Origin of the sequence: Superficieibacter electus (assembly GCF_002915575.1) — a bacterium.
Classification (GTDB): domain Bacteria; phylum Pseudomonadota; class Gammaproteobacteria; order Enterobacterales; family Enterobacteriaceae; genus Superficieibacter; species Superficieibacter electus.
This window is the reverse complement of record NZ_PQGD01000038.1, coordinates 1-25,243: the sequence shown is the minus strand read 5'-3', so window position 1 is coordinate 25,243 and position 25,243 is coordinate 1. Positions and strand designations below refer to the sequence as shown.

Genomic DNA, 25,243 nt, shown 5'->3' with positions numbered 1-25,243 from the left:
GCCCTCATAAAACCACCCTCACCCCTGCCCTCTCCCTGAGGGAGAGGGAGCTGTCCGGTATTTGTGGCGGAGCAGGTTGACAGGCTTTAGCCAACCGGGGGGAATGGCTGATGACATATGCGGGCTGTCCCCTCTCCCTGAGGGAGAGGGTTAGGGTGAGGGGGAGAAACGCATACCCTGCCTGCGCCAGGTGAACTTTTACTTAAGTCCGCCCACCAGCGCCTTCCGGCTGTCCTCCAGCGAAATCACCCGCTGGCAAACATCTTTACCAAACTGCTGGAAATCTTTTTCCTGATTTTTCCACTCGTTCTGCACCGCGGTTTGCAGGCCGCCCAGATTGCCGAGAACGCTTTGCAGCGGATTTCCGCCTTTGGTCATCGCCTGCGCGCCCATCTCGTTAATACTGTCCTGCAGGATGCCGCCCATCGCCTGATTGACCAGTTGCTGGCCATTAGCGCGCACCTGATCGATCGCCTGATAGTGGAACGTCAGGCCATCACTACGATGTTCAATAATCTTCTCAAGCTGCGCTTTGAGCTGCGCGTCCAGTTTAGTCAGACGGTTGCGCATTTTGCTGTCAGCGCCTACCTGCTGGGTGATGATTTTATCCAGCGCGGTGCGGCCTTTCTCAACCCGGCTACGCGCGCCGTCGTCGATCCACGGCAGGGCATTGCGTAAATCGGTCTGATAATCTTTTGCCTGCTCACGCTGGCTGGCGCTCAGATTATACTGTTTGCCGTTATACATGACGCTGCCATCCGGCGCGATCACCAGATTGCCATTCTCACCTTTTACCTGCACCGTTTGCGGGCTCAGGATCACGTCGTCGCGCGGCGTGACGCTGCACTTATAGTCTGCCTGTGCGGCAAACGCGGTTACCGTCAATGCCGCGGCCAGCAGCGCTTTACGCATCATAGTTACTCCCTCAAAGACAAAACGGGCCAGCATGTGCCAGCCCCGTGTTTCTTAGTCCCACCAGACGTCGAAAAGTTCGCTGGTGCGCACCTCTTCGAGCTTATGGTCCTCAAGCCATTTACGCACGGCGGCCTGATCCTCTTCGGTGCATTTACCAATGTCCTGACGGCAGATAAGCCCTTCCCATGCCAGATAACCACTGCCATCGAACGCCAGTTTGTTCGGCTCGATGACCTCATTAATCAGATCATCAACCGTTTGATCGACCTGCTCTTCAGACGTCCCCTCCGGAAAACGGAACGCAACCGAAAACCCCAGTTCCTGGAACTCGTCGATATGCATTTTTTTACGCAGACGACGGCTACGATGCTTTGCCATTATTTCACCCTCTCGAACATTAAGTCCCATACGCCGTGACCAAGACGATGGCCACGCTGTTCAAATTTGGTTACCGGACGCGAATCTGGACGCGGTACATAGTCGTTGCTTGCGGACTGGTTTTTATAGCCGTCCAGCGCGGACATCACTTCCAGCATATGTTCCGCATAGGCTTCCCAGTCGGTCGCCATATGGAATACGCCTCCCAGCTTCAGCTTGCTTTTAACCAGCTCAGCAAACTCAGTCTGAACGATACGACGTTTATTATGGCGGGCTTTGTGCCACGGGTCAGGGAAAAAGAGCTGCACCATGGTTAAAGAATTGTCAGGGATCATTTTATGTAGCACTTCAACCGCGTCGTGACACATCACGCGCAGGTTCTCCACGCCCTCTTCGTGCGCGGAGGAAAGGCAGGCACCGACGCCCGGCGAGTGGACTTCAATGCCGAGGAAGTTTTGCTCTGGCTTTGCTTTCGCCATGGTGACCAGCGAGGCCCCCATACCAAAACCAATTTCCAGCGTCACGGGCGCATCGCGGCCAAACAGGTCGGCAAAATCCAGCGGCGCGTCGGAGAACTCGACACCCATCACCGGCCAGTAGTGATCCAGCGCGTGCTGCTGCCCTTTAGTCAGGCGTCCCTGGCGACGGACGAAGCTACGAATACGGCGCAGCGGGCGACCGTTCTCATCAAATTCCGGTGAAATGACGTCGTTATTCATAAAAGTAGTCTGCTTGTGAGAGTCTGCGGGAAAACGGGCATTATCCAAAGTTAGTTGCCGGATGCAAGCATAGCAAAGATCCGATTTACAGCCTCGCGCCGCTGTGCTGCAATCTTGCCCCCTGATAGCGTAAATTCGGAAGCCAGCTTTGACCTTACAAGCCTCGCAATTTTCAGCCCGCGTGCTGGAATGGTACGACAAATACGGGCGCAAAACGCTGCCCTGGCAAATTGAAAAGACGCCCTACAAAGTATGGCTCTCTGAGGTGATGCTGCAACAAACACAGGTCACTACGGTGATCCCTTATTTTGAGCGCTTTATGGCGCGCTTCCCGACGGTGACGGATCTGGCTGAAGCCCCGCTTGATGAAGTGCTGCACCTGTGGACCGGGCTGGGATACTACGCCCGCGCGCGCAATCTCCATAAAGCGGCCCAACAGGTTGCGACGCTGCACGGCGGCGTTTTCCCGCAGACCTTTGAAGATGTCTGCGCGCTGCCAGGTGTCGGGCGCTCAACCGCCGGGGCGATCCTCTCCCTTTCCCTGGGTCAGCATTATCCGATTCTTGACGGCAACGTTAAACGCGTACTGGCACGCTGCTATGCTGTTGCCGGCTGGCCGGGCAAAAAGGAAGTAGAAAACCGTCTGTGGTCGATCAGCGAAAACGTGACACCAGTTCAGGGCGTGGCGCGGTTTAATCAGGCGATGATGGATTTGGGCGCAATGGTGTGTACACGTTCGAAACCAAAATGCGAACTGTGCCCGCTAAATACGGGCTGCGAGGCATATGCCGCGCATAGCTGGGCGCAGTATCCGGGCAAAAAGCCGAAGCAGACGCTGCCGGAGCGTACCGGTTATTTACTGTTGATGCAGCATGGCGATGAGGTTTATCTGGCGCAGCGACCGCCCAGCGGTCTGTGGGGTGGGTTATTTTGTTTTCCCCAGTTCGCCACCGAAGAAGAGATGAGGGACTGGCTGGCGCAGCGGCAGATTAGCACCGATAATTTGCGCCAGATGACGGCGTTTCGCCATACTTTCAGCCATTTCCATCTGGATATCGTGCCAATGTGGCTTCCTGTGTCCTCCTTCCACTCATGCATGGATGAAGGCACCGCGCTCTGGTATAACTTAGCGCAACCGCCGTCAGTTGGGCTGGCGGCACCCGTGGAGCGCCTGTTACAACAGTTACGCGCCGGAGCACTCGCATAACGCTCGGGCCAATAAAAGAGGATTACCTATGAGCAGAACGATTTTTTGTACCTTCCTGCAACGTGACGCTGAAGGGCAGGATTTCCAGCTATACCCAGGCGAGGTCGGTAAACGCATTTATAACGAGATCTCGAAAGAGGCCTGGGCACAGTGGCAGCAGAAGCAAACCATGCTGATCAACGAAAAGAAACTCAATATGATGAATGTCGAGCATCGTAAGCTACTTGAGCAGGAGATGATCAACTTCCTGTTTGAAGGCAAAGACGTGCATATCGAAGGCTACACGCCGGAAGACAATAAATAAGGGCTTCACGCCCTTTACAACAACACAACATACGCTCCCGGAATGATGAAAAAATATTTAGCGCTGGCCCTTCTTGCGCCGTTACTCATCTCCTGTTCAGATTCAACGAAAAAAGGTGAGACGTTTAACGAGGCCTGGGTCAAGGACACCAACAGTTTTGATATTTTGATGGGCCAGTTTGCTCATAACATTGAGAATATCTGGGGATATAAAGAGGTACTGGTCGCGGGACCGAAGGACTATGTTAAGTATACCGACCAGTATCAGACGCGTAGCCACATCAACTTTGATGAGGGTACGATCACTATCGAAACCATCTCCGGCACCGAACCAGCCGCGCGGCTGCGTCAGGCGATCATCCAGACGCTGCTGATGGGTGAAGACCCCGGTTCCATCGATCTCTATTCCGATGCCGATGATATTCAGATATCAAAAGAACCGTTCCTGTACGGGCAGGTCGTGGATAACACCGGCGAGCCGATCCGCTGGGAATGGCGCGCGGCACGCTTCGCCGATTACCTGCTGCAAAACCGGATGAAGAGCCGTAACAACGGTCTGCATATCATTTACAGCATTACCATTAATCTGGTGCCGAACCATCTGGATAAACGTGCGCATAAATATCTGGGCATGGTGCGCCAGGCGGCGCGTAAATATAATGTTGATGAATCGCTGATCCTCGCCATTATGCAGACCGAATCCTCCTTCAACCCTTATGCAGTAAGCCATTCTGACGCGCTGGGGCTGATGCAGGTAGTACAGCATACTGCCGGTAAAGATGTGTTCCGCATGCAAGGTAAGAGCGGCACGCCGGACCGGAGCTATCTGTTCGATCCGGCCAATAATATTGATACCGGCACCGCGTATCTGGCGATGCTGAGCAATGTCTATCTGGCAGGTATCAGCAACCCGACCTCGCGCCGTTACGCAGTCATTACCGCGTACAATGGTGGGGCCGGTAGCGTGCTGCGGATGTTCTCCGATGACAAAGTGCAGGCCGCCAACGTCATCAACAGTATGTCACCGGGCGATCTCTACCAGACGATTACGACTCGCCATCCGTCGGCGGAATCGCGTCGCTACCTGTATAAAGTCAACAGCGCACAAAAAATGTATCGCAGGAAGTAACGATCGTCGGGCACTCTTACGGGAAACTGAAGATTGCCCGATGCGTCTTACCCTCGCGGCATTTTTTGTTCGAAATTAACCGCCGCCCCGATAAGATTGGCCTCACTGCCATACTGGCATAAACAAATTTCCGGCATAAATTCCGTCAGGCCTTTTTCACTCACCAGCGTGTGAAGACGCTGCTCAATCCCTGCAAAGATAGCCTTATTGGCTGAGATACCGCCGCCAATAATAATGCAGTCAGGATCATAACAGACCTGTAGATTCAGCAACCCCACCGCCATCCAGTGATAAAATTGCTCAACCTCCTGTTGAGCGATGGGGTCTCCATGCTGTGCAAGCTGAAAGATGTGCTCTCCGCTCAAGGGGTTAGCGGCAGAGACCCGCTGATTATAACGCCTGGCCATGGCCACGGCGGTTCCCAGCTCGCTGAAGGTTTTTCCGTTATCCAGCGTCATCAGTCCAAACTCACCGGCATATTTATGGCTGCCCCGTTGCAGAACATTATTTTTAACAATAGCGCCGCCAATACCGGAACCTGCAATCACAAATAATACATGTGGCTTATCTTTGCCCGCCCCAAGAGCCGCTTCTGCTATCGCGGCTGCATTGGCATCATTCTCAATACAGACAGGCAGACCACATAATGCGGTAAGTTCATCCACGATAGCAAAGCGATGAATGTACGGGATGGCACTCAACCCGCCAATAACGCCCGCCTCCGGATCAACGTTACCCGGTGCGCTAACTGAGATCCCATCAATTGTATAAGTGCGCTGATAGTGTTGAAGGATATCCTGTAGGGTGCTTTTCATAGCAGCCCAGGTGGCTGGCGTCTTCGTTGATGCCGTTTGTACTAAAGCCCCCTGCTGCCAGACGCCATGCTTTATGGACGTTCCGCCCCAGTCAAATAATACGATGGCCATTTATCCTCCGGTATTAATCATTCCCTCAAAAATATTCACGTACTAAATATATAAATCCTGCACGCTTTTATTCTTTACACCACCTGACCGCCCTTCTCAATAGAAAAATACATTTGGTAGTTAAATCAGGATAACGATCACAAAAGACATATCTTTTATTAATATTGATATTTACATATAAAAATCGCGGCGTATTTTTAGCCATGAAATCCTGAAAATAATAATCCATTTAATTGTTAAGACTGAGGGAATAACAGATGAATATTTCACTTTTTTGTAACTCAGGTATGTCCACCAGCATAATGGCCCAAAAACTTCAGGCGGCTTATGACGCCGCAGGTATAGAGCATTTGGTTGAAGCTTACGATTATTCCAGTCTGCCCGATGTGGCTGAAGATACACAGATTATCATTTTGGGCCCCCAGATCGCCTGGGCACAGGAGGATGTTGAAAGAGACTATCCAGATAAAATTGTTTTAACCTTAGGCATTCAGGAGTTTGGCAACATGAACGGCGAAAACCTGAAAAGCAGAATTGATGAATTGATGGCAAACTAATTCCTTTTACCTTCAGGGATGAGGCTACATTGATGTCCATACTCTCATTATCCACAATGCAGGTCGGATTAACAAAATGCATTAGTAAAATTGCCGGAAATCGCCTGCTACTGGCATTGCGCGATACATTTATTATGACCGGGGTTCCTCTGATGATCGCCGGTATCGCCATCATGATCAGCTCCGTTTTTCTCGATCCGAATGGCATTGTTTTCGGTCATACCGGACTCAGTCTCGGCGCGCTTTTTTACGGTACTAATGAAACGTGGCTGGCGTCTGACATGGCGACAAAGATGGTAATGCTCCAGCATTACTGTAATTACTTTATTAACGGTACGATGGCGATTAACGCCATTCTCATTATCGTCGGTTTTACTTTTTTTGGCACCCGGCGTTTTTACCCAAAGAACAAAGAGCCCATTGTTTGCGTATTTTACGCTATCGCCGCATTTTTTATTTGCCTGCCGTGGGAATTTACCACCAACGATGTTAATCAGCAGGTTGTCACGCTCAGTGGTATCGTGAATACCCGCTTTATTGGTCAGGAAGGTATTTTTACCGGCCTGCTGGTGTCAGGACTTACTATCTGGATATTCAATCGTCTGGTAGAGAAAAATTATACTATCAAGATGCCCGATAGCGTTCCTCCAGCGGTAGCCCGCAGCTTTGAGTCGCTCATCCCCGGCAGCTTTACCCTGCTTGTTTTTGTTGTTATCGCCGCCGTTCTGCATGGCTGGTTCAACTCATCGGTGCCGGAAATTTTACTGACTCTGTTGCAAAAACCGACGCTGGCGGTGGCGTCGACACCCTTCTTCGCTATTGTTGCCATCACTACCGGCCCGCTGTTGCAATGGTTTGGTATTCATGCAACGTCCGTCTGGGGGCCAATATTCGGCCTGACGTGGACCATTAACGATAACGAAAATATTATGGGCGTGGCGCACCATCTCTATTCGACGCTGTTTTTTAATTTTTCTACGGTATCATCGGGTGGAATGACCATTGCGCCAATTATTGCGGTGTATCTTTTCTCACGTCGGATGGAAAACCGCAACACGGCGAAAATCGCGCTGGCTCCCGCTATTTTTAACATCAGCGAACCAATTAACTTCGGCCTGCCGATTATTTTAAACCCGGTAATGTTTATTCCTTATGTGCTGAGCTGGGTAGTGCCATTTTTCGCTGCGGTGCTACTAACGAATATGGGACTACTCCCCATTATCACTCATAACGTCCCCTGGACCGTGCCACCGGTGATTTCCGGGATTTTGTTCTCAGGACAGATTTCGGGAGGGCTTTATCAACTTGGGGTAATAGTAGTGATGACCGCTATCTACATGCCCTTCGTCAAAATAGCCAATACCATTAATGAAAAAGCCGCTGAATAGCTGAGACAGATATATGGAAGAACATATTATTAACCGGGCCATTAACGGCTGGGACTACCAGAATGACGATCGCCTTTTTTATCATGATGGCTACCATTATGATTATGTCAGCGAAGCGCTGGAGATTATTGAAAAGCACGATGGCATTGACATCATATTGCTATTAACCAGTGGCAAAACGGCCTGCTTAACCCTGGCAGCCGTAGACGAAAATAATCTGGCGTTTGAATTCAGTCCACGGCCAGTCTGCCATGAAATGCCCGCCTTTTATTTACCGGTTACTGAATGGCCCCGGCAGGCATTGATCGTCCACCAAAATGGCGCGCGCGCACAGATTTACTATGGTGAATTAAATGTCACCCTCACTTTTTCGCCGTTTATGTTTCAGGTTCAGCGCGGTACAGCGTTTTTTACGCTATCGACAAAGAAAGTTTCACGCCAGCCGGTAACGCCCGGGCTGGGCATCCGTATTAACGCCCAGGGGCAGACTGAAACCTTTATCTCCTGGGAGATTAAGAACGGTCAACATTTTTACGGGCTGGGCGAAAAATTTGGTCCCGTTGAAAAATCACACTCTCGCATTACCAGCTATGTCATGGATGCCTGCGCCACCAATTCAACGGATCTTAGTTATAAAGCGCACCCCATCCTTCTCAGCGACGCTGGTTACGGCCTGATGCTGGCAACCGCCCGGAGAACCCACTGGGAAGTCGGCCATTTCTGTTTTGAGTCCGCCAGCGCGCTCAGTGAAAGCGCTCTGTTGCGCGGCTACCTGTTTTTCGGCGATTCATTAAAAGCACTGGTACAACGGCAGGCAGAGATGCAGGGTAAACCCGCACTTCCTGCCCCGTGGACATTGGGCGTCTGGTACAGCCGCTGCGCTTATCAAAGCGCACAAGAGGTGCTGGACATCAAACAGCAGCTTGAAAAATCCCGGCTTCCCTTTGACGTCCTGCATCTGGACGTTAACTGGGGTAAGCATTACTGGTATAAGGATTTTTGGGTAGATTGTTGTGATTTTGAGTGGGGTGAGGCACATTTCCCGCAGCCAGAAGCCTTTTTGACTGAACTCGAAAAGGACCATGTCGCCTGCTCAGTATGGATAAATCCCTACTTACCGCCCGGCACGGATATCTATCGCGAGGCACTGGAAAAAGGCTTCCTGGTTAAAACGCTGGATGGGGGCATTGCGCATATTTACCGGCGCAACGTCAGTGAAATTGGAATTCCTGACCTCAGCCATCCTCAGGCGTATGCATGGTGGAAAGAACATCTGAAAACGCTGCTGCGCCGGGGCCTGAAAGCACTGAAACCGGATTATGCCGACCGTATTCCAGCAGATGCACTGTTTTATAACGGTTATAGTGGCAAGGACATGCACAATGCCTATATCTGGCTGTATGCAAAAGTCTGCTACGAAGCCACACAAGACGTTCACGGCACCGCGCTGGTCTGGAAAAGACCCGGCTTTCTCGGCTGCGGACGCTTTGCCGGCACCTGGTCAGGCGATGTGGAGTCCACCTTTGAAGGGCTGAAAAATACCCTGCGTGGTGGTCTGAGCGTTGGCTTTAGCGGTGAGTGTTACTGGAGCAGCGACATCGCAGGTTTTAAAGGGCAAAACGTAGACCCGGAGTTGTATATCCGCTGGTCACAGGTCGGGATGCTGTGCTCGCTGGCGCGTTATCATGGCGTTAGCCCGCGCGAACCGTGGCATTTCGGGCCGAGGGCAGTGGAGATCGTCAGGCGTTATAGCCAGCTGCGCTACCGCCTGATGCCTTATCTGCTGGCGCTCGGTTGCGAAGCGCAGGACACAGGGCTTCCGCTCATGCGCCATCTGGCCCTGGAATATGAACACGATCCTTTTGTCCACACCATTGACGATCAATTTATGCTCGGCGCAGCCATTATGGTGGTTCCGGTTCTGGAGCCTGGCCTGCGGCAGCGCCACGTCTATTTGCCCGCGGGCCGCTGGTATTCGCTACATGAAAAATGCTGGTACGAGGGCCAGCAGGTAATAAACGTGGAGATTACGCTTGATGATATTCCTGTTTATATTCGTGAAGGGGCCATCATCCCCCTGTTCGTGGAAAACGTCTCGCATATGAAGGCCTTCAATACATTCCCTGTTGTACTCCGCAGATATGGTCATATTACTCAGGGGAGTGGCATATTAGTGGATGAAGATCGCCGCCGCTATTGCTGGACCCTGAATAATAACACGCTGAGCTGTGACTACCCCGGCCCGGTGACCGTTGAAACGGTTCATTAATACTCAGGGGATGGAATAACCGCTGCTGCATTCGGGAGGGGTGCCCCCTCCCGCCACCCTGCGATCCGCTGGATTACTGCCGGTTTGATGGTATAGTGCAGTCATTTACAGATAAAGAATGCAAGATGCGTGATAATTCACTGAAATACAAAATAATCTTTAATGATTTAAGGAATAAAATCATTACGGGTTATTATGAAATTAATCAGCAATTACCGCTTGAAAAAGAGCTTGGAGCCTTTTATTGCGCCAGTCGGATCACCGTAAAAAAAGCCATGGATTTGCTGGTGAACGACGGCCTGATCATCAAACGCCGCGGGGTTGGTTCTTTCGTCAAAGGTGCCGCCTCGCGGGTCGCCAGCGCACCGGCAGCGATGAAACCGTTTGGCTTTACCGCCGCACATCAGGGTCAGGCTGTCTCATCAGCGCTAATTGAATTCACTGTGGCTCATCCGCAACCTGAAACGATAAAAAACCTCTATCTGGAAGCGACAGATTTTGTCTATCACTTTAGCCGCGTTCGCTATATTGATAAGCAACCCTGGTGTATTGAATATACTGAAATCCCCATCAATATTATTCCCGGCATTCGTATCGACAACCTGATGGATTCAATTTATCAATATATCGAAGTTGAAACCCATTTGCGTATTCAGAGCCAGCATCAGGTTATTCGTGCCCGCCGGGCGAATGAACTTGAGGTACAAACTCTGGGTATTGCAATCGTCGATCCAGTAATGGAAATTGAGCAGGTCACGTACCTTGATAACGGTCAGGCGTTTGAATATAGCATTATACATTATCGTCATGACCGCTATGAATTACAAAACGTGAATATTAATAGCTGACAGGGCAGGCTCACTCAGTCCTGCCCTGCCGTAATATTATTTCAGCACGTAACCATACAACCGTTTAATTCCGTCAGGGTCAGTTTCGCTATAGACACCCTGCAATTCCGGCGAAAAGCCCGGCAGCAAGTTGACCCCCTCTTCCAGCGCCAGGAAATAACGCTGCACTGCGCCACCCCAGACTTCTCCGGGCACCACGCATAGCACGCCGGGCGGATACGGCAGCGCGCCTTCTGCGGCAATGCGTCCTTCAGCCTCGCTCAGGCGGACCAGCTCAACGTTGCCACGAATAAACTCGCTGTTAGCGTCCTGCGCACCCATTGCCACAGTCGGCAGACTTGCCTGACGGAACATCGCTTTTTGCAGATCCTTAACATTAAAACTGACGTACAGATCGTGCATCTCCTGACATAATTCACGCAGGGTATAATCGCGATAACGCACCGGGTACTTGTTGTAGATGGTAGGCAGCACATCCGCCAGCGGTGTATTGTCCTCAATGTGATGCTCGAACTGGGCCAGCATCGCCACCAGCTGCGCCAGCTTCTCTGCGCTTTCGGCCGGAGTCAGCAGAAAGAGGATCGAGTTCAGATCGCATTTTTCCGGGACGATCCCATTTTCACGGAGATAATGCGCCAGAATGGTCGCAGGCACACCAAACCCGGTATATTCGCCATTTTCGGCATTAATCCCTGGCGTGGTCAGCAGCAGCTTACAGGGATCAACAAAATACTGCTCACGCGCATAGCCTGCAAAACCATGCCATGTGGCTCCCGGCTCAAAGCTGAAAAAGCGCCGCTCGCTGGCAATAACCTGCGTCGGGTGCTCCTGCCATGGCAGTCCGTCTATTTCCGGCGGAATAAATGGTTTGATCATCTTGCACTGGTTAATAATCGCTTTGCGCGCTTCAATACCCAGCGCCACGCACTCTGCCCACAGACGCCGCCCACTCTCCCCTTCATGGATTTTGGCATTCACATCCAGCGCCGCAAACAGCGGATAAAAAGGACTGGTCGAAGCATGCAGCATAAACGCATTGTTCAGGCGCTTATGCGGGCAAAAACGCGCCTGCCCACGAATATGATTATCCTTTTTATGGATCTGCGACGTTTGCGAAAAACCAGCCTGCTGTTTATGTACCGACTGGGTAACAAAAATGCCCGGATCGTTTTCATTCAGATCCAGCAGTAGCGGCGAACAGTCGGCCATCATCGGAATAAACTGCTCATAGCCGACCCACGCCGAGTCAAAGAGGATGTAATCACAGAGATGGCCGATTTTATCCACCACCTGCCGCGCGTTATAAATGGTGCCGTCGTAAGTCCCAAGCTGGATCACCGCCAGACGAAACGGCCGCGGCTGGCTGGCTTTTTCTGGCGCGACGTCACGGATCAGCTCACGCAGGTAGCGATCGTCAAAACAGCGATCGTCAATACCGCCAATAAAACCAAACGGATTACGCGCCGCTTCCAGATAGACTGGCGTTGCTCCTGCCTGGATCAACGCGCCATGATGATTCGATTTATGGTTATTGCGATCGAAAAGCACCAGATCGCCACGCGTTAGCAACGCATTTGTCACTACTTTATTCGCCGCCGAGGTACCGTTGAGCACAAAGTAGGTTTTGTCGGCATGGAACACTCTGGCGGCAAATTTCTGCGCGTGCTTGGCCGATCCCTCATGGATTAACAAATCGCCGAGCTTAACGTCCGCATTACACATATCGGCACGAAACACATTCTCGCCAAAAAACTCAAAGAACTGCCGCCCTGCCGGATGCTTTTTAAAAAACGCGCCGTGCTGATGGCCCGGGCAGGCAAAGGTGCTGTTATTCATCGCCACGTACTGGCTGAGCGTATCAAAGAATGGCGGCAGCAGGTTTTCTTCATAGCGCAGCGCCGCAGCTTCAACTTCCAGCCACTCCTGTGCACTGCCGGCAATTGCCGCCACGACGCCCTCGGGAAGCTGGCACTCTTGAGCAAACAGAAAAACCGGCAACTGAAACCCCGTGCGTTTGAGCAGGGCGAGAATGCCGCTACGGCTGTCTGCCAGGGTAATGACGACTGCCGCCACATCGGTAAAGTCGGTACAGTCCAGCGCCACGACTTCACGTGACGTGGAAAGCATGGAGACCAGCTCAGCGCTGGCGGCAATTTTCATTGTGTTCATAGGCGTAAATAACCCTTTCGGGAGAATAAAAACCCCGGGCAAGGCTTCGGCCCCGCCCCATGAAACGTCAGGGTCTGACTGGTTACCAGCTCCGACCGCCAGACATCAGTAAAAGCAGAATGCATCTGATTTTACTGCTGTCCTACAGCGAGCGTGCGTTGCCCTCACCGCATGGTGGGCAGGAGGATACAGGGGAGAGCACAGGGTAACCTTCGCGTCAGTACGCGATGATTCAGGCGAGGTGGTGACGATAATGTCATCTCAGGCAGCCCCGTGGCAGATGGAGAAAATTCGCGCAATAATGGCACCTTTCCCTGGCTGGCGCAACACTCTGCGCGGCGAGAAAATGCAACGTAATGCAATAATGCTTTTAACCGTTTAGTTAACAGATTACCCTTTAGGCTCTCAATTTCCTTATTCGTCCCCATCGAAGATGGCAAACACTGTCTTCGGCGAACTATGCATTCTCATCGCATAGTTAAGCGACTATTTTCTGCGGAGATACTGTGTGCTAATTGGACCTTTCATTAATGCCAGCGCCGTGCTGGTCGGCGGCGCGCTGGGTGCGTTTCTCAGCCATCGTCTACCGGAACGTGTCCGCGTTTCAATGCCGTCCGCCTTTGGACTATGCTCGCTCGGTATCGGCATTCTGCTCACCATTAAATGCGTCAACCTGCCAGTCATGGTGCTGGCAACGTTGCTCGGTACATTGATCGGCGAACTTTGTTATGTCGAACGCGGGATTAGCGGGGCAATTAATGGCTTACGTAACCTGGCCCAAAGAAAAAAACCCCAGTTGCAGGCCAGCGGCGCGCATGAGACGTTTGTAAATAGCCTTGTTGCGTTGATCATTCTCTTCTGCGCCAGCGGTACGGGTATTTTTGGTGCCATGCACGAAGGAATGACAGGGGATTCCAGTATACTTATTGCCAAATCCTTTCTCGATTTCTTTACCGCATTGATTTTCGCCACCTCGCTGGGTATTGCCGTGTCGGCAATTTGCGTCCCTATGCTGGCCATCCAGCTCCTGCTTGCCAGCTGCGCTACGCTGATCCTGCCGCTGACCACACCGGCAATGATGGGTGATTTCTCCGCCGTGGGCGGCATCCTGCTACTGGCCACCGGTCTGCGGATTTGCGGCATCAAAATGTTCGCCGTCGCCAATATGCTTCCTGCGCTGGTCATCGCGATGCCACTCTCCGCGCTGTGGACGACATTATTTACCTGAAAACGGCTGCAATCTCACCAACATGCTGGCATAATGCGCAATCCGCAGCAGATTTGATAATTTTCATTGACGCCGCCAGGGGATTACGGTTTAATGCGCCCCGTTGCCCGGATAGCTCAGTCGGTAGAGCAGGGGATTGAAAATCCCCGTGTCGGTGGTTCGATTCCGCCTCCGGGCACCACTATTCGAAGCACGCTGGTCAGAGGTGAGAAAACTGACGGGCGTTTAACGGGAGTGGTACTTGTTGATGTTGATCCTCACATCAGCATACATCAAGAAGTTACCCTCTCGATTAGGGAGCCTGCTGACACAGGCTCCCTTTTCTCGATCACTGTGAATAATTACAATGACGTGACTGAATGTCAACCATTGTAAAACATCTCTTCAGCCTTATCGGTGTAAAGTGCCATTTCCTTTTCCAGCGCCTGGCTCACAATATCCATACTGATATCAACATATTCCATTGTTGTACTCACGTTGCGGTGCCCCAGCAATCCCTTAACCAGCTGCAGGTTTCGTTCAGGCGAGCTCATCAGTGTCGTGGCAAGGGTGTGCCTGAACCGGTGGGGAGAAACATCAAATCCGCACTCTTTTGACAGTCTACGAAAAAAAGAGCGTAACGGTTGCAGCGATGGTTTTTCCGAAAGAGACGCCCTTTCTGCAGGCGAAGAGACAAACCGCTCATAGTGAAAAAGCGCATCATTATTGCCGGCACCGCAGTCCCTTGCACGCTGAAGCAATGCTTCCAGTCTCGGTCGTAAATGACTGACAACGGGAACCCGCCATTCCCGGTACGTTTTACTGCCTTCCGCTCTTAATTCAATCCACCCATCGTCAAGAGACACATCTTTTAGACGTATATGGAGCAGTTGATTTTGCCGCATACCAGTGTAACGCAAGGTGTCCAGGACAGTCAGCCAGTACCATACTGGCCTCAGAGCGCATTTAGATTCGGTTCTGGGCTCAGAAGCAAATTGCTGCATAGTTAGCCAGATTTTTGTCATCTGGTTTTTTGTTAGCGTTTTTTTACGCTTCTTGTCCTGTTTGACCGATACGCCATTGAAGGGATTTTTACTTAAGTTCGTCAGTTGAGAAGTGATGGCAAAATTATACAGGGCACGCATATGGCTGACCTTATTGTTCCAGGTATGTGCAGAAAGGCACTGCTTCTTGAGCACATGCCTTCGCCACTCAAGCACATCGCGACTGGTTATGCCGTAAGGCGGACAGGCTTCCCCGATATGCTTCCTGAAACCACGAACAACCTTCTTATAACTCCACTCGGTATCTTCGCGCAGCGATTTACAGAAAAAGTACTCATCCATAAGTTCCTGCCAGAGCCAGTCAGCACTATTTTCGTTCATTTTTTCCATTCCTCTCTTAGTAACAGTAACGCACCAGATGTCAGACCGACGTTGTGGTCAGGGGAACAAAATGAACTGACTGTCCTGAGGGATGGTCTTTCTGTATACCCGCCTGCTTTTCACCAGGTAGCCTTTTACCCGTTTGAACCTCCCGGACTTGTCGGGTGTATCGTAAAGCTGAGCAAAATAAAATCTCCTGTTATCACGACGCTTATGCAGGTTAAGTCGCTCAAAAGAAGCCTGAATGCTTTCCCGTTGAATAGTCGAACCAGTGGCCTTAAGGTAGTCGAAAAAGATACCGGGGACGGGTAAAAAGACATAGCCGGCAATAACATGGATTTTGTCTGCTTTACCATTAAAACTAATATCTCCCCGATTGAGTCCCTCCCGGAGCCAGTCAAAAAACTGTTCTCCTTCCGCTACGTCAGTACCGGAGACTGCTACGGGTACGGAATCTGATCTTTCATCACATTTGTTAACAATTGCAACCTGAGAATAGTCCGAGTTTCCTTTTGCAGACGGTTCCTTTTCATTTGCGGGGTCTTCTATCTTTTCAAGGGGTTCTGACGATTGCTGTTCCTCTGCAATCACAACGGACACGCCTGCCTGTACCTCACCTTCATTTTCTGAAGCTTTAGCATCTCCTGACATGTCGAAAAGAGAAAGGAGAGCATCAGCATCATCTTCAGAGGGCAGAGAGTCAGAGCCAGTACTTTTTTCGATTTCGCTTAAAACACTTTCTGCTTCGTTTTCTTCACGGCTTTTAACTGGTGAATCACTAAGCTGAGTGGGGTTATCAATACCTGTGGCAAGTGTAAAGATCTCAGGGGAAGATGGATCAGTTGCCCCGCTCAGAGCTGTTTGTTCAGATAACATATCTGTAGGTAAAACCGTAGCGCCCCCCTCATTTGAAAGGGCTGTATTTACTGGAATTTCACCTGCATAAGAACCTAAAATTTCCGCAGGTTTCCTCTCCATCAGAGGAGACTCTGTTTTCTCAGCTGCTTGTTTCATCAGGCTTCGGATCAACGGCATTGCCGGATGCTGGTTCCATAAGGCCCCGGCAAGATTGCCCAGAGCTTCGGGATTTTCTGCCAGCCAGCCTGTCGCTTCCGCTGGCATAAGTTGTCCGGCTGCCAGCGCTGCAAAAGCTGAGGAGTTGTCAGCTTCCCGGAAGCGAAATCGATAAGGCGAGTCCGGAACGGTTATTCCCGGAAGCCAGCTTTTACCATCAAGCAGCTCCCCCTCCAGAGACGCCAGGAGCGGCAAATGCCAGAACAGTGCAGACCAGAAAATGACCGTATTCCACATCACGTTTTGCTCTGCCTGCTCTTCTGGCGCAGCTCCGGGTGGAAACATGTATCCTTTGGCCAGTCTGACCGCACAGGTTGTGAACTGCAGCGTAAGGTCCCCGAAGCCGTCTGACTGCGACCACCTTCCCTGCTGTGTTGCCGGCACATTCTGTACCCTGGCCAGTAAGCCATGCAGTGGCGTTATATAAAACCGGTGATAAACATCCGCCGGAAGTGAGCTGTTTTCCCATATTTGTTGCAGGCAGGTTTTTCTCAACGGGCTACAGCACAGCGTATCGACCGTACGCGGAGCGTGGTAGCCGGCAGGTGTGAAAGCGGATACATGACGTGCTGGTTCCGGTTCACCTTTTGAAAACAGAAACCTCAGAGTCCTGATTCTGTCGCGCATGATTTTCTCCTGGTATAGGGCTGCCCAGTGTTGTGACACTCCCCGCGCTTCACCATAAAAAACCAGTTACTCATTCTCAGAAGTTTTTCCCGTTTCTTCGTGGCTGTCGGCACTCTCTCCATTTCCGGACGGTACGGTTTCGTACGTCGTCTCGCGGTTTTTCCCGCCTTCATCGCTCAGCCAGCGCATCAACTCGTTAAGCACGAGCGTTCTTCTGGCCCGGGTGACAGCCACGTACAGCAGGTTGGTCTCATCCTGCCGCTCATCCTGCGAAAGAAGCGGGTCGGTAATGTCGGTAAAATCCTCACTCAGCATCACCACCGGCCATTCGAGCCCCTTGCTGCGGTGTGCGGTTGAAACCGTGACCTGAGCCTCTTTTTCATGAGTGACGACCTGACGGCGCATAATGGCCAGCTTTTGAGGGAGCGGGAAAAAGTCATCGAGCAGGCGAATAGCCTGGTTCATCTCCACGTCCTGCGTGGCTTTGGCTATCGAGCAGTACTCGTCAAAATCCCGGTAGTCCCGGCTGAAGCGCGGGGACTGCATCTTTTCAGGCATATCGGCGGAGAACCAGTACAGATCCTCAAGCTCTTCGGTCTTGTAGCCTTCAATCCCGCCGACCCAGAAGACCTTTTTCTCCATGAGACTTGCCGTTAAAGCACTCCCAATCACACCGGATACCGTCCGGCTCAGTACAGCAATGTGCTCAGTTCCCTCCGGAATTCGGGTCACCACACTGTCTTCCCCCCCGTTGCCTGTTACCTGTTTATCTTCACCGGCACGGTCCAGCAGGATGTTGGCCATACGCGCGACCTCAGGGCCAAAACGAAAACTCGCCGTCAGCCACAATTTGTCTGCCTGCGCCAGCTGAGGGGCATTGAGCGCGTTATCCGCCCCGCGAAAGCGGTAAATCTGCTGGTAGCGGTCGCCGACCAGGATGACCCGGCAGGGCTGATTCAGTACAAACGCACTGGTCACCGGGTTAGCGTCCTGCGCCTCATCGAAAAGGATGGTATCCCAGCGTGTTGATAAATCAGGATGTGAAAGCTGGAAAAGTTTAAGGTAGGTGTCGTGCGTGACGGGAAAGGTTGAATCAGTACGGCTCATTTCATACCAGAGGATTTGGATTGCCCCCAGAATTTTACCGGCATCGAGACCGTGGCGATCATCCTCAGACGGCAGATGTATCAGCCCCGGCTCAGTATCTGCACTGCAGAGGAACATGTTCAGCCCGCTTAGCGCCAGCCGCGCCAGCGGCCAGTGGCGGGTATTGAGCTTGCGGGCCACATCCGTAATGCGCAGACTGGCTGTCAGCCGGTCACGGAAATGCCTGCCGAAACGGGCCCATGCCAGCTGATGCGACGTTTTACACTCTACGTTATAGGGGAATTTGCGTTCAGCCTCATCCCGCACAGCGCGATTATAGGCAAGGTAAAGCATCTTACTTTCCGGGTTGGCTTCAGCGTAGTTCACTAACGTGGAGGTTTTGCCTGTGCCTGCAAACGCATTTACCACAAGATGATTACCCTTCCATTCGATGATGGCGTTTTGTTCGGCTGTTGTTTTCCAGGTCACTGTGTTCTCCCGCAGCAGCAGATGTGAAAAAAAACAGCCTGACAGCGGGAAGAGTTCACTACGATAAAAAACCAGATACCGTGCTTCAGAAATAAAAAACGCTCCCGGGCGGGAGCGTGTGGATGTGATTATGCCGCCTGCAAGTACCGTGGATCCAGACGAACAGGCCAGCCGCCGAGATAGTGCCCGGGGGTATAGAGTATCCGGCGTCGTTCATTCGCCAGGGTATTACCTACCACCACTTCGCCGGCAATCCCGCACAGGGACAGCTGTATGTAAGCCATTCCGGCCGCAAGCGGATCGATATCTGTCGCGGATACCCACAGATACCGGTGCGGTGGCCACCCCGCCTTTTGCAGAACATCAGCAAATGCCAGCACCATGCAGCCGGCACCGCACGCAGGTTCACTCAGGGTGATGAAGGGTTTGTCACGGAACAACGCTTCAGTGTCGCCCAGCTGCATGGCCGCCATCATTCTGGCCACGTCCCAGGGCGTGAAAAACTGCCCCCTGTATTTGTCACCCAGCTCCAGCTGCATAAAGACGCGGCCAAGGAAGTCCCCGGGCGCTTCACCCAGCCCGTTAACAACGTGGGCCAGCAGCTGCGCCATGCGCGTGACGTCCTCCTTTTCGTATCCACCGACTATACGCAGATACTTTTGCTCCTGCGCTTCACTGAAGTGAAGCCGGTTTTCCAGCGCGATGACGCTGCAGCTGATGAAGTCTTCAAACACTTTAAACCGGTGATGATACCGGGCCGTCTGACTGAACAACTTAACAAAGGCTTTTTCGTGGTTAATCATGCCAGGCATGCGTCTTCTCCATAAAAAAAGGGAACACGCACCCTGACCAGGGGACGTGTCCCCTGAGGGTAAAAAGCCACGGCATTGCCGTGGCTGGGTTAACGGAGGAACAGGCTTTTACCCCCGGACCTCACGATAAGATGCTGCTTCCTGAGTCGATAACGCCGACTCATCGCTGACGAGATAAAGCACCTGACCGGGCTGAGACGCGCCGGCCGCACCTTTGTGTCCGTCGACATGTTCGCCGCCGTCATAGCAGTCGTAACCGCTGAGCCCGCTCACGGGCTCGCTGTAGCTGTGACGCACCTCGCAGTCAAATACCGCAGAAATTTCCCCGACAACCTCACCTGACGGCGGAAGCCAGGGCGTATCCATCTGCAGCGTAAGACTGTTTGGCGAATGCCGCTGCCAGTTGACATTGTGCCCGGCAGGCCACTCCATGCCGTACTGCCGGCAGTAGAGGCTGGTTGTGGTCGATACGCCTGACATCAGCCCTCCGGAACCGTTCAGCTCTGCTGCCAGCCGCGTAGGTATGACGGCCAGCATATCGCAGGGCTGGGAGCGTTCAGGATACTGGCTGAGCCGCTCCCAGGCAGTTGCGGCATCAGACTCATCGCCGGCGCTGACCAGACCAAACCAGTCGGTGTATTGCCTGGCAATCAGCTCCGCCATAACCTCACGTGCCGGGTCGGGAATATTCTCCCATTTCAGCGCGCCCAGACCTGACTGGTGATACAGCCGGTCAATGGCCCGGATGGTTTCCGCATCGAGGATGGCATCCTTCAGCAGGAGCGCCAGCCAGCTTTCAAACGCCTGATTGGCCGCAGTGGAAAGCCCTGTGCCTGCACGGACCAGCCCCTGACAGGGCGGATACGACGTTGTGCGCACCGGCTTGAGTATCCCCGCCGCGCCAGCCAGAAAAAGCTGTATGCTCTGCTGCACTGCGTGGCGGTGACGCGGTACGTCAGTTCCGTTTATCCACTGCAGCATGACATCAATGCAGACGGATTTACCGGTGATTTCCAGGCGGTTATGACACCATTCGGACATAGTGAATACTCCTCTTTCATAAAAAAAAGAGGACACAGCCCCGTGAGGAGCGGTGTCCTCACGGGAGGGCGACAGTTACGGAATAACCGCCACCGGATAAGTTAATTACGCCGCCACAGCCTGACTTTCAGGCAGTGCCAGTAGATATTCCGACGCTTCCCGGGCATGCCGGCAGGCGCGGAACAGGGCCTTTTTGTCAGATTTCAGCACCTTCAGCCAGTGGTCCACATAGCTGTCGTGCTGAACCTCACCGAATACCCCGAGTTGGGCACACAAAAACGCACTGCCCATTTCGGCGATGAGCTCCTCAAAGGCATACACCGGGTCCCCGAACTTGCGGGATGAGGAGGTTATCCCCTCCCGGTTAAGTCGCTTCGCATGACCGGTACTGTGTACCAGTTCATGCAGCAGCGTGGACCAGCAGTCCGCCTCCGTAAAAAACTGCTCAGCCACCGGCATCACAATTTCATCCGTCAGCGGACGGTAATAAGCCCGGTTCTGAGGCAGCATCCGGTGTTTAACCCCTGTGGCGTTAAACATCCGGATCACCCTGTTCATCACGTCCGGGCTGAGTATGCCGTCCTCATCCACCGTCGGCGGTTGCTCAGGTGAAGCCGCAACCTCTGCCGGCAACCCCTCACACTGCTCAGCGTTGAACAGCTGCAGGGGTTTAAGCATCGGCACGGTTTCCATCAGCGGTTTACCGTCACTGTCATAAAGGCGGTTGCCTTCGCGATCCTCCGCCTGCTTCGTCCAGTCCTTATAAACCACCGCCAGGGTGGCTTTCTCACCCTTACGCACCTGCCCGCCAGCCTGCTGCGCCTGCCGGTAAGTCATCCAGCGGTTATTGCGAAAACCCTGCTCTTCCGCTGACATCCAGAGAAGCAGGACATTCACGCCGCTGTAGTGACGTCCGGTTGTGGCATTTAGGGGCAGACCGGCCAGACCGATGCCGGCAGCCGCGCGCCACGGCTTACGCCAGGGCGCGACGCCGTTTTCCAGAGCGACAACAATGCGGTCGGTGATCTGACGATAAAGGTCAGTATGTTTTGCCGGACGGCGGGCCGCCTTGTGTGAAGTCGTTTTTTTCATGAGATATACCTTTAATCAGAGGCATACCCCTGCGCCGGCGGGCGCAGAGATACGCCCGTCGACGGGAAATTCAGAAGTCAGTTACCATGCGGCATAAAACCACAGGTATTCATGTTCAAAGTCAAAATCACTGAGCAGGCTTTCCAGCCTGTCACGCAGGGTGAAAACGTACTGCAGCCGGCGCTGAAGAAGCTGATTATCCTCATTCCCCTCTGTAAATGTCGCAATCGCACAGTCCAGCCTCTCTTTCAGTTGCTGAATATGCTCGCGTGACAGTTCCAGACAGGTCGCGTTTTCCACCTCACCGACATGCTTATCCACCCAGGTAATCAGTGAAAAATCGCGGCTCAGTTCATACACCGGATGATACGGTGCCGGTACTGCGACGATCTGCCTGTGCTGGCTGTAGAGAAAAATATCCAGTCCCATACGGGCCTCCTTCGGTTCAGAAAGAGGCAGGAACCTTTCCGGCAGGAAAAGTCCCTGCCGGGGTGAGTTAACGTCCGGTTATTCGCAGCGCCCCCTGCGGGGTCACCTGCGATAACCTGGCCTGCAGCCTGCCACAGGCGTTCAGAAAGGTTTGATGATCTTCAGGCTTCGCCCGCTTACAACTGATGAAGGCCGCCTGCTTTAGCAGACGCACGGCGTTTTCACGCCAGCGGCAGAGTTCATCAGGCCCGACACAGGCATTGAAGTGACAGACTGCACTCGCCAGAAGCTGATCGGCTTTCTGGCGGTACTGCGCGACTTTCACCCGGTCAGTCGCTGCGGTGAGCACCTGTATCTGTGTGTCGGTAATCAGGATCCTCAGGTCCGTCCTGCCGGACAGTACAGAGGTGGCTACCGCGTCGCTTATCGACAGTGATTCAATGAAATCATCGCCGCCGGCAAGCAGGCGTGCCGTGTCGTACCAGTCCTCATTTTTCTGAGGGTGACACCCTGTGGCATACGCAATACGCGGCACCGGATCGTTGCCCTGCCAGGCACCGGTGGCCGGCATAAGATAAACACCCTCATCCTTTGCCAGGTGAAGCTGACCTCCCTGCATGCGGGCGGCCAGCAGGACGTTCGTCAGGTCTTTGTTGTCGAAAAAAAGCATGGGGCTCTCCTTTAAAAACGGGAGAGCCGCCCCGTCCGGAGTGATCTCTCCCGACGGGGTTAAAGTCAGTACTGTTTACAGCGCGTCAGTTTTTTCCGCGACCCGCTTCAGTTCATACAGCTGAAATTCAGCCTCCGTAAACGCATTCCAGTCGTCGTTGCTCAGCACACGCTCACCACCGCAGAGCAGCTGCAGCAGCAGGGAATCAAACGCGTCACCACGCACCGGCGTTTTCAGTACCGGCTGAGGCGCGGTCAGCGTCGGCTGCTCAGGCAGGCCGAGATGTCGCTCAATCCAGCGTAACGGTAACGCCCAGCTGCGGCCTTCGTCAGAAGAATGTATCCGAAAGCTGCCCGGACACAGGTTATGCAGCAGGACCATCACAATGCGTGCAAAGAAATCGCAGGGCTGATGCTGAAAATCCAGCTCCTGGATACTCAGCGTATTGCGGTTGCGCTCACGCTCAATCGTCATGTTGACCGGCCAGACACTGCCGCCTGTGTCGCCACAAAACGCCATGACATCAGCAACCGGAAAGAGGTCAGCCGCGCGATTAAGCGACGGCAGATACGTATTCCCCGGACGCAGACGCACCGGCAGTTGCCAGAAAGTTTCTGTGACGGCCAGAACGAAAGCATGCCAGTGTCGCAACGGAACCGTGCTGACGTGCTCGATGGTGTAGACAACCGACATGGAAGCCGGCGAAGAAAACAGGTTTTTCATCGATAAATCCTCCGCGAATAAAAAAGGGGGGATTTATCCCCCGGACGGGAGTAAATCCCCGTCAGGGTGTGTTCTTTCTGCTGGTTACATCCGTTCGAGAGCCGCTATAGCCCGATCACACCGGGCATCCTGGATACCTTCATCCACGGCCTTCTCCCAGAAGGGCCGGTTAATTTCTTTTCCCAGCTCGTCCAGCGTGAAGAGCAAATTTTTAGACGTATCAGGCAAAGGCGGAATATCGCCTTCCCCGAGTAAAAAGACAAACCAGCCATAAGCTGTGCCGGTGCCAATGATGGAATCTTCCAGAAACGTCAGTTCATTCGGTTCATCCCGGTCCGTATGAAGATCGAGACGCTGGAATGCCCTTATGCTCAGAAGTTCACTCTCAAGCAGGCAAAGCCAGCTGAGCGTGTCCAGTGGAGTTTTAAGCGTATAAACGTCTGTGTGCATGGGTATATCCTCAGGTAAATAACGGGATATTCCCTCCGACGGAGAGATATCCCCGTCAGGGTCCACAACATTTTTTGACCGGCGTTCATCAACCGATCAGTTCAGTGCATATGAATCAGATTGCTCCTGATACACATATTCAGGATTAAAGCGCAGGCTTTTCAACGCAGCTACCGACAGTGGATCTACGGAATTTATGCCCGAAACGGCCACGCCATCCAGTATGTCGCCAGCCTCCACCCGGGGAGAATATCCGTAATACTGACACCATACACAGAGTTCGGGGTCAGCCGGATCACAATCACCGAGCGGTGCGACAAAAACCTGTTCGCCACAGGAGACGTTATCTCTGAGGATTTCGCCCGGATGAAAACACCACTTACGGGGCCATACTGAGCGGGACATACATCCCGTCGCGTCTCAGACATCGACAGAATACGGAAAGTGACATCGTGCAGTGCTTCAGTCATGAGAATGCCCTCCGGAAAGAAAACGGTAGCGCAGGTGTGCCAGATGCTGTGCCTGACGGCAAGCATGGCGGTATGCGTTTCGACGACCTGTTATTCCCTCAGGAAAGGAAACCGGCAGGCGGTGAAAAACATACTCGGCGCGGTGGCAACCTGTACGAACGGTAAGAAAGACGTTAACGCCCTGGTCTTTGACAGAAGTGATGTGCGCACGGACGGCATAATTGCCCGAACCGTTGACATACCAGCTGCTGTTGCGATGCAGATAAATGAAAGATTTCAATCTCCGGACAGCTGCGTCAGCAGACTGCTGAAGCTGAGTAAGGAGATGTTCAGGGAAAACCGCAAAAGAGATGACAGACATGGTGTTTCTCCATAAAAAAAGGAAACACCTGCCCGACCGGGAAGTGTTTCCCGTCGGGGAGTCAGAAAAAACAACATTCTGACTGTCTGATAAGTTGAAATGACCTCAATCACTGTTCAGCGATATCCGTTTCCAGAGGTTAAACGGATTTACCACCCGAAGGTATCCTCTCTCAGGCTGCGAGGATTTTCCGGTCACCCGAAGGTGTTTCTCTCAGACCGGTGAAACGTTAGCTGCTAGTCACCCGAAGGCGCTCCTCTCAGACTGCCGGAGCATTAGCTGGTTGCATGTAGCAACAAGTAAGCCTGTCTATTTTCAGAGCAAATAGTGAACATGTCAACTGACGAACTGGCACAATATTGTCATTAACTTTTTTTAATAACAGTCCCTAGCCTACGGCTAAGATTATTTATACATTTTCGCTGACTTATATCCTAACTAAGGAAGGTGCGAATAAGCAGGTCATTTCTTCCCAAGCTGACTCGCTGATTAAAATTTCGCGGATCTGGGCCGATTTTT

General features: G+C 52.6%; 26 protein-coding genes and 1 tRNA gene. 11 read left to right on the top strand and 16 right to left on the bottom strand.

Annotated features, from left to right (window positions below; genetic code table 11):
* Window positions 1–198: 198 nt before the first annotated feature.
* Genes CHU32_RS26430 through trmB form a run of 3 tightly spaced genes read right to left on the bottom strand, consistent with a single transcriptional unit; the run spans window position 199 to window position 2,012 of the window.
* Window positions 199–915, bottom strand: coding sequence for a YggN family protein (locus tag CHU32_RS26430; protein WP_103678766.1), 717 nt, complete (start codon window positions 913–915; stop codon window positions 199–201).
* 51 nt (window positions 916–966) lie between these two features.
* A complete protein-coding gene (locus tag CHU32_RS26425; protein ID WP_103678765.1) occupies window positions 967–1,293 on the bottom strand; it encodes a YggL family protein in 327 nt (108 codons plus the stop codon).
* Window positions 1,293–2,012: a tRNA (guanosine(46)-N7)-methyltransferase TrmB gene (trmB, locus tag CHU32_RS26420; protein ID WP_103678764.1), complete on the bottom strand. Its 720-nt coding sequence runs from the start codon at window positions 2,010–2,012 to the stop codon at window positions 1,293–1,295. Before trmB ends, CHU32_RS26425 begins: the two co-directional genes overlap by 1 nt.
* A 148-nt stretch (window positions 2,013–2,160) precedes the next feature.
* Here trmB and mutY point away from each other — a divergent pair, with 148 nt between their 5' ends.
* The 3 genes from mutY to mltC are packed head-to-tail and all read left to right on the top strand — an operon-like array spanning window position 2,161 to window position 4,651.
* On the top strand, window positions 2,161–3,219 hold the full coding sequence (gene mutY, locus CHU32_RS26415) for an A/G-specific adenine glycosylase (RefSeq protein WP_103678763.1): 1,059 nt from the start codon (window positions 2,161–2,163) through the stop codon (window positions 3,217–3,219).
* Between the two features lie 28 nt (window positions 3,220–3,247).
* Window positions 3,248–3,523 carry an oxidative damage protection protein gene (locus tag CHU32_RS26410; protein ID WP_103678762.1) on the top strand — a complete coding sequence of 92 codons (276 nt, stop codon included), beginning with the start codon at window positions 3,248–3,250 and terminating at the stop codon, window positions 3,521–3,523.
* A gap of 45 nt (window positions 3,524–3,568) precedes the next feature.
* Window positions 3,569–4,651, top strand: a complete 1,083-nt coding sequence (mltC, locus tag CHU32_RS26405) for a membrane-bound lytic murein transglycosylase MltC (RefSeq protein ID WP_103678761.1) — start codon at window positions 3,569–3,571, stop codon at window positions 4,649–4,651.
* Window positions 4,652–4,698: 47 nt separating this feature from the next.
* Here the strand turns inward: mltC and CHU32_RS26400 are convergent, their stop codons facing one another.
* A complete protein-coding gene (locus tag CHU32_RS26400) occupies window positions 4,699–5,577 on the bottom strand; it encodes an ROK family protein (protein ID WP_103678760.1) in 879 nt (292 codons plus the stop codon).
* A 257-nt stretch (window positions 5,578–5,834) separates the two neighbouring features.
* Here CHU32_RS26400 and CHU32_RS26395 point away from each other — a divergent pair, with 257 nt between their 5' ends.
* The 4 genes from CHU32_RS26395 (at window position 5,835) to CHU32_RS26380 (ending at window position 10,639) form a co-directional block, all read left to right on the top strand.
* Window positions 5,835–6,134 carry a PTS sugar transporter subunit IIB gene (locus tag CHU32_RS26395; protein WP_103678759.1) on the top strand — a complete coding sequence of 100 codons (300 nt, stop codon included), beginning with the start codon at window positions 5,835–5,837 and terminating at the stop codon, window positions 6,132–6,134.
* A 32-nt stretch (window positions 6,135–6,166) separates the two neighbouring features.
* The gene (locus CHU32_RS26390; RefSeq protein ID WP_103678758.1) at window positions 6,167–7,522 is read left to right on the top strand and encodes a PTS sugar transporter subunit IIC; all 1,356 of its coding nucleotides are present in this window, start codon (window positions 6,167–6,169) and stop codon (window positions 7,520–7,522) included.
* A gap of 13 nt (window positions 7,523–7,535) precedes the next feature.
* Window positions 7,536–9,791, top strand: coding sequence for a glycoside hydrolase family 31 protein (locus tag CHU32_RS26385; RefSeq protein WP_103678757.1), 2,256 nt, complete (start codon window positions 7,536–7,538; stop codon window positions 9,789–9,791).
* Window positions 9,792–9,916: 125 nt separating this feature from the next.
* Window positions 9,917–10,639, top strand: coding sequence for a GntR family transcriptional regulator (locus CHU32_RS26380; RefSeq protein WP_103678756.1), 723 nt, complete (start codon window positions 9,917–9,919; stop codon window positions 10,637–10,639).
* 36 nt (window positions 10,640–10,675) lie between these two features.
* On the opposite strand, the gene CHU32_RS26375 is transcribed toward CHU32_RS26380, so the two are convergent.
* Window positions 10,676–12,808 carry an ornithine decarboxylase gene (locus CHU32_RS26375; protein WP_103678755.1) on the bottom strand — a complete coding sequence of 711 codons (2,133 nt, stop codon included), beginning with the start codon at window positions 12,806–12,808 and terminating at the stop codon, window positions 10,676–10,678.
* A gap of 253 nt (window positions 12,809–13,061) precedes the next feature.
* On the opposite strand from CHU32_RS26375, the gene CHU32_RS28815 reads away from it, so the two are divergent.
* The 3 genes from CHU32_RS28815 (at window position 13,062) to CHU32_RS26365 (ending at window position 14,217) form a co-directional block, all read left to right on the top strand.
* Window positions 13,062–13,190 (top strand): hypothetical protein, encoded by a 129-nt coding sequence (locus CHU32_RS28815; protein WP_256098374.1) that lies wholly within the window; start codon window positions 13,062–13,064, stop codon window positions 13,188–13,190.
* A 126-nt stretch (window positions 13,191–13,316) separates the two neighbouring features.
* On the top strand, window positions 13,317–14,036 hold the full coding sequence (locus tag CHU32_RS26370; protein WP_103678754.1) for a DUF554 domain-containing protein: 720 nt from the start codon (window positions 13,317–13,319) through the stop codon (window positions 14,034–14,036).
* Window positions 14,037–14,141: 105 nt separating this feature from the next.
* Window positions 14,142–14,217 (top strand) — tRNA-Phe (locus tag CHU32_RS26365).
* A gap of 181 nt (window positions 14,218–14,398) precedes the next feature.
* Here CHU32_RS26365 and CHU32_RS26360 read toward each other — a convergent pair.
* The 11 genes from CHU32_RS26360 to CHU32_RS26310 form a co-directional block, all read right to left on the bottom strand.
* Window positions 14,399–15,400 carry a tyrosine-type recombinase/integrase gene (locus tag CHU32_RS26360; RefSeq protein ID WP_006781417.1) on the bottom strand — a complete coding sequence of 334 codons (1,002 nt, stop codon included), beginning with the start codon at window positions 15,398–15,400 and terminating at the stop codon, window positions 14,399–14,401.
* A gap of 57 nt (window positions 15,401–15,457) precedes the next feature.
* The gene (locus CHU32_RS26355) at window positions 15,458–17,101 is read right to left on the bottom strand and encodes a conjugal transfer nickase/helicase domain-containing protein (protein ID WP_006781415.1); all 1,644 of its coding nucleotides are present in this window, start codon (window positions 17,099–17,101) and stop codon (window positions 15,458–15,460) included.
* A gap of 66 nt (window positions 17,102–17,167) precedes the next feature.
* A complete protein-coding gene (locus tag CHU32_RS26350; RefSeq protein WP_006781413.1) occupies window positions 17,168–18,676 on the bottom strand; it encodes a UvrD-helicase domain-containing protein in 1,509 nt (502 codons plus the stop codon).
* Window positions 18,677–18,804: 128 nt separating this feature from the next.
* On the bottom strand, window positions 18,805–19,488 hold the full coding sequence (locus tag CHU32_RS26345) for an N-6 DNA methylase (protein ID WP_006781411.1): 684 nt from the start codon (window positions 19,486–19,488) through the stop codon (window positions 18,805–18,807).
* Window positions 19,489–19,596: 108 nt separating this feature from the next.
* Window positions 19,597–20,529, bottom strand: coding sequence for a DUF1281 domain-containing protein (locus CHU32_RS26340; protein ID WP_103678753.1), 933 nt, complete (start codon window positions 20,527–20,529; stop codon window positions 19,597–19,599).
* A 105-nt stretch (window positions 20,530–20,634) separates the two neighbouring features.
* Window positions 20,635–21,621 carry an ArdC family protein gene (locus tag CHU32_RS26335; RefSeq protein WP_006781408.1) on the bottom strand — a complete coding sequence of 329 codons (987 nt, stop codon included), beginning with the start codon at window positions 21,619–21,621 and terminating at the stop codon, window positions 20,635–20,637.
* A gap of 81 nt (window positions 21,622–21,702) precedes the next feature.
* Window positions 21,703–22,050: a hypothetical protein gene (locus tag CHU32_RS26330; RefSeq protein WP_006781405.1), complete on the bottom strand. Its 348-nt coding sequence runs from the start codon at window positions 22,048–22,050 to the stop codon at window positions 21,703–21,705.
* 67 nt (window positions 22,051–22,117) lie between these two features.
* Window positions 22,118–22,720, bottom strand: a complete 603-nt coding sequence (locus tag CHU32_RS26325; protein WP_006781404.1) for a DUF3085 domain-containing protein — start codon at window positions 22,718–22,720, stop codon at window positions 22,118–22,120.
* 75 nt (window positions 22,721–22,795) lie between these two features.
* A complete protein-coding gene (locus tag CHU32_RS26320) occupies window positions 22,796–23,443 on the bottom strand; it encodes a hypothetical protein (protein WP_006781402.1) in 648 nt (215 codons plus the stop codon).
* Between the two features lie 84 nt (window positions 23,444–23,527).
* The gene (locus CHU32_RS26315; protein WP_006781400.1) at window positions 23,528–23,893 is read right to left on the bottom strand and encodes a hypothetical protein; all 366 of its coding nucleotides are present in this window, start codon (window positions 23,891–23,893) and stop codon (window positions 23,528–23,530) included.
* 96 nt (window positions 23,894–23,989) lie between these two features.
* Window positions 23,990–24,298 carry a hypothetical protein gene (locus tag CHU32_RS26310; RefSeq protein WP_223196577.1) on the bottom strand — a complete coding sequence of 103 codons (309 nt, stop codon included), beginning with the start codon at window positions 24,296–24,298 and terminating at the stop codon, window positions 23,990–23,992.
* Window positions 24,299–24,406: 108 nt separating this feature from the next.
* Here CHU32_RS26310 and CHU32_RS26305 point away from each other — a divergent pair, with 108 nt between their 5' ends.
* Entirely contained in the window at window positions 24,407–24,739 is a 333-nt protein-coding gene (locus CHU32_RS26305; RefSeq protein ID WP_006781398.1) for a hypothetical protein, read from the top strand.
* The last annotated feature ends 504 nt before the right edge of the window (window positions 24,740–25,243 follow it).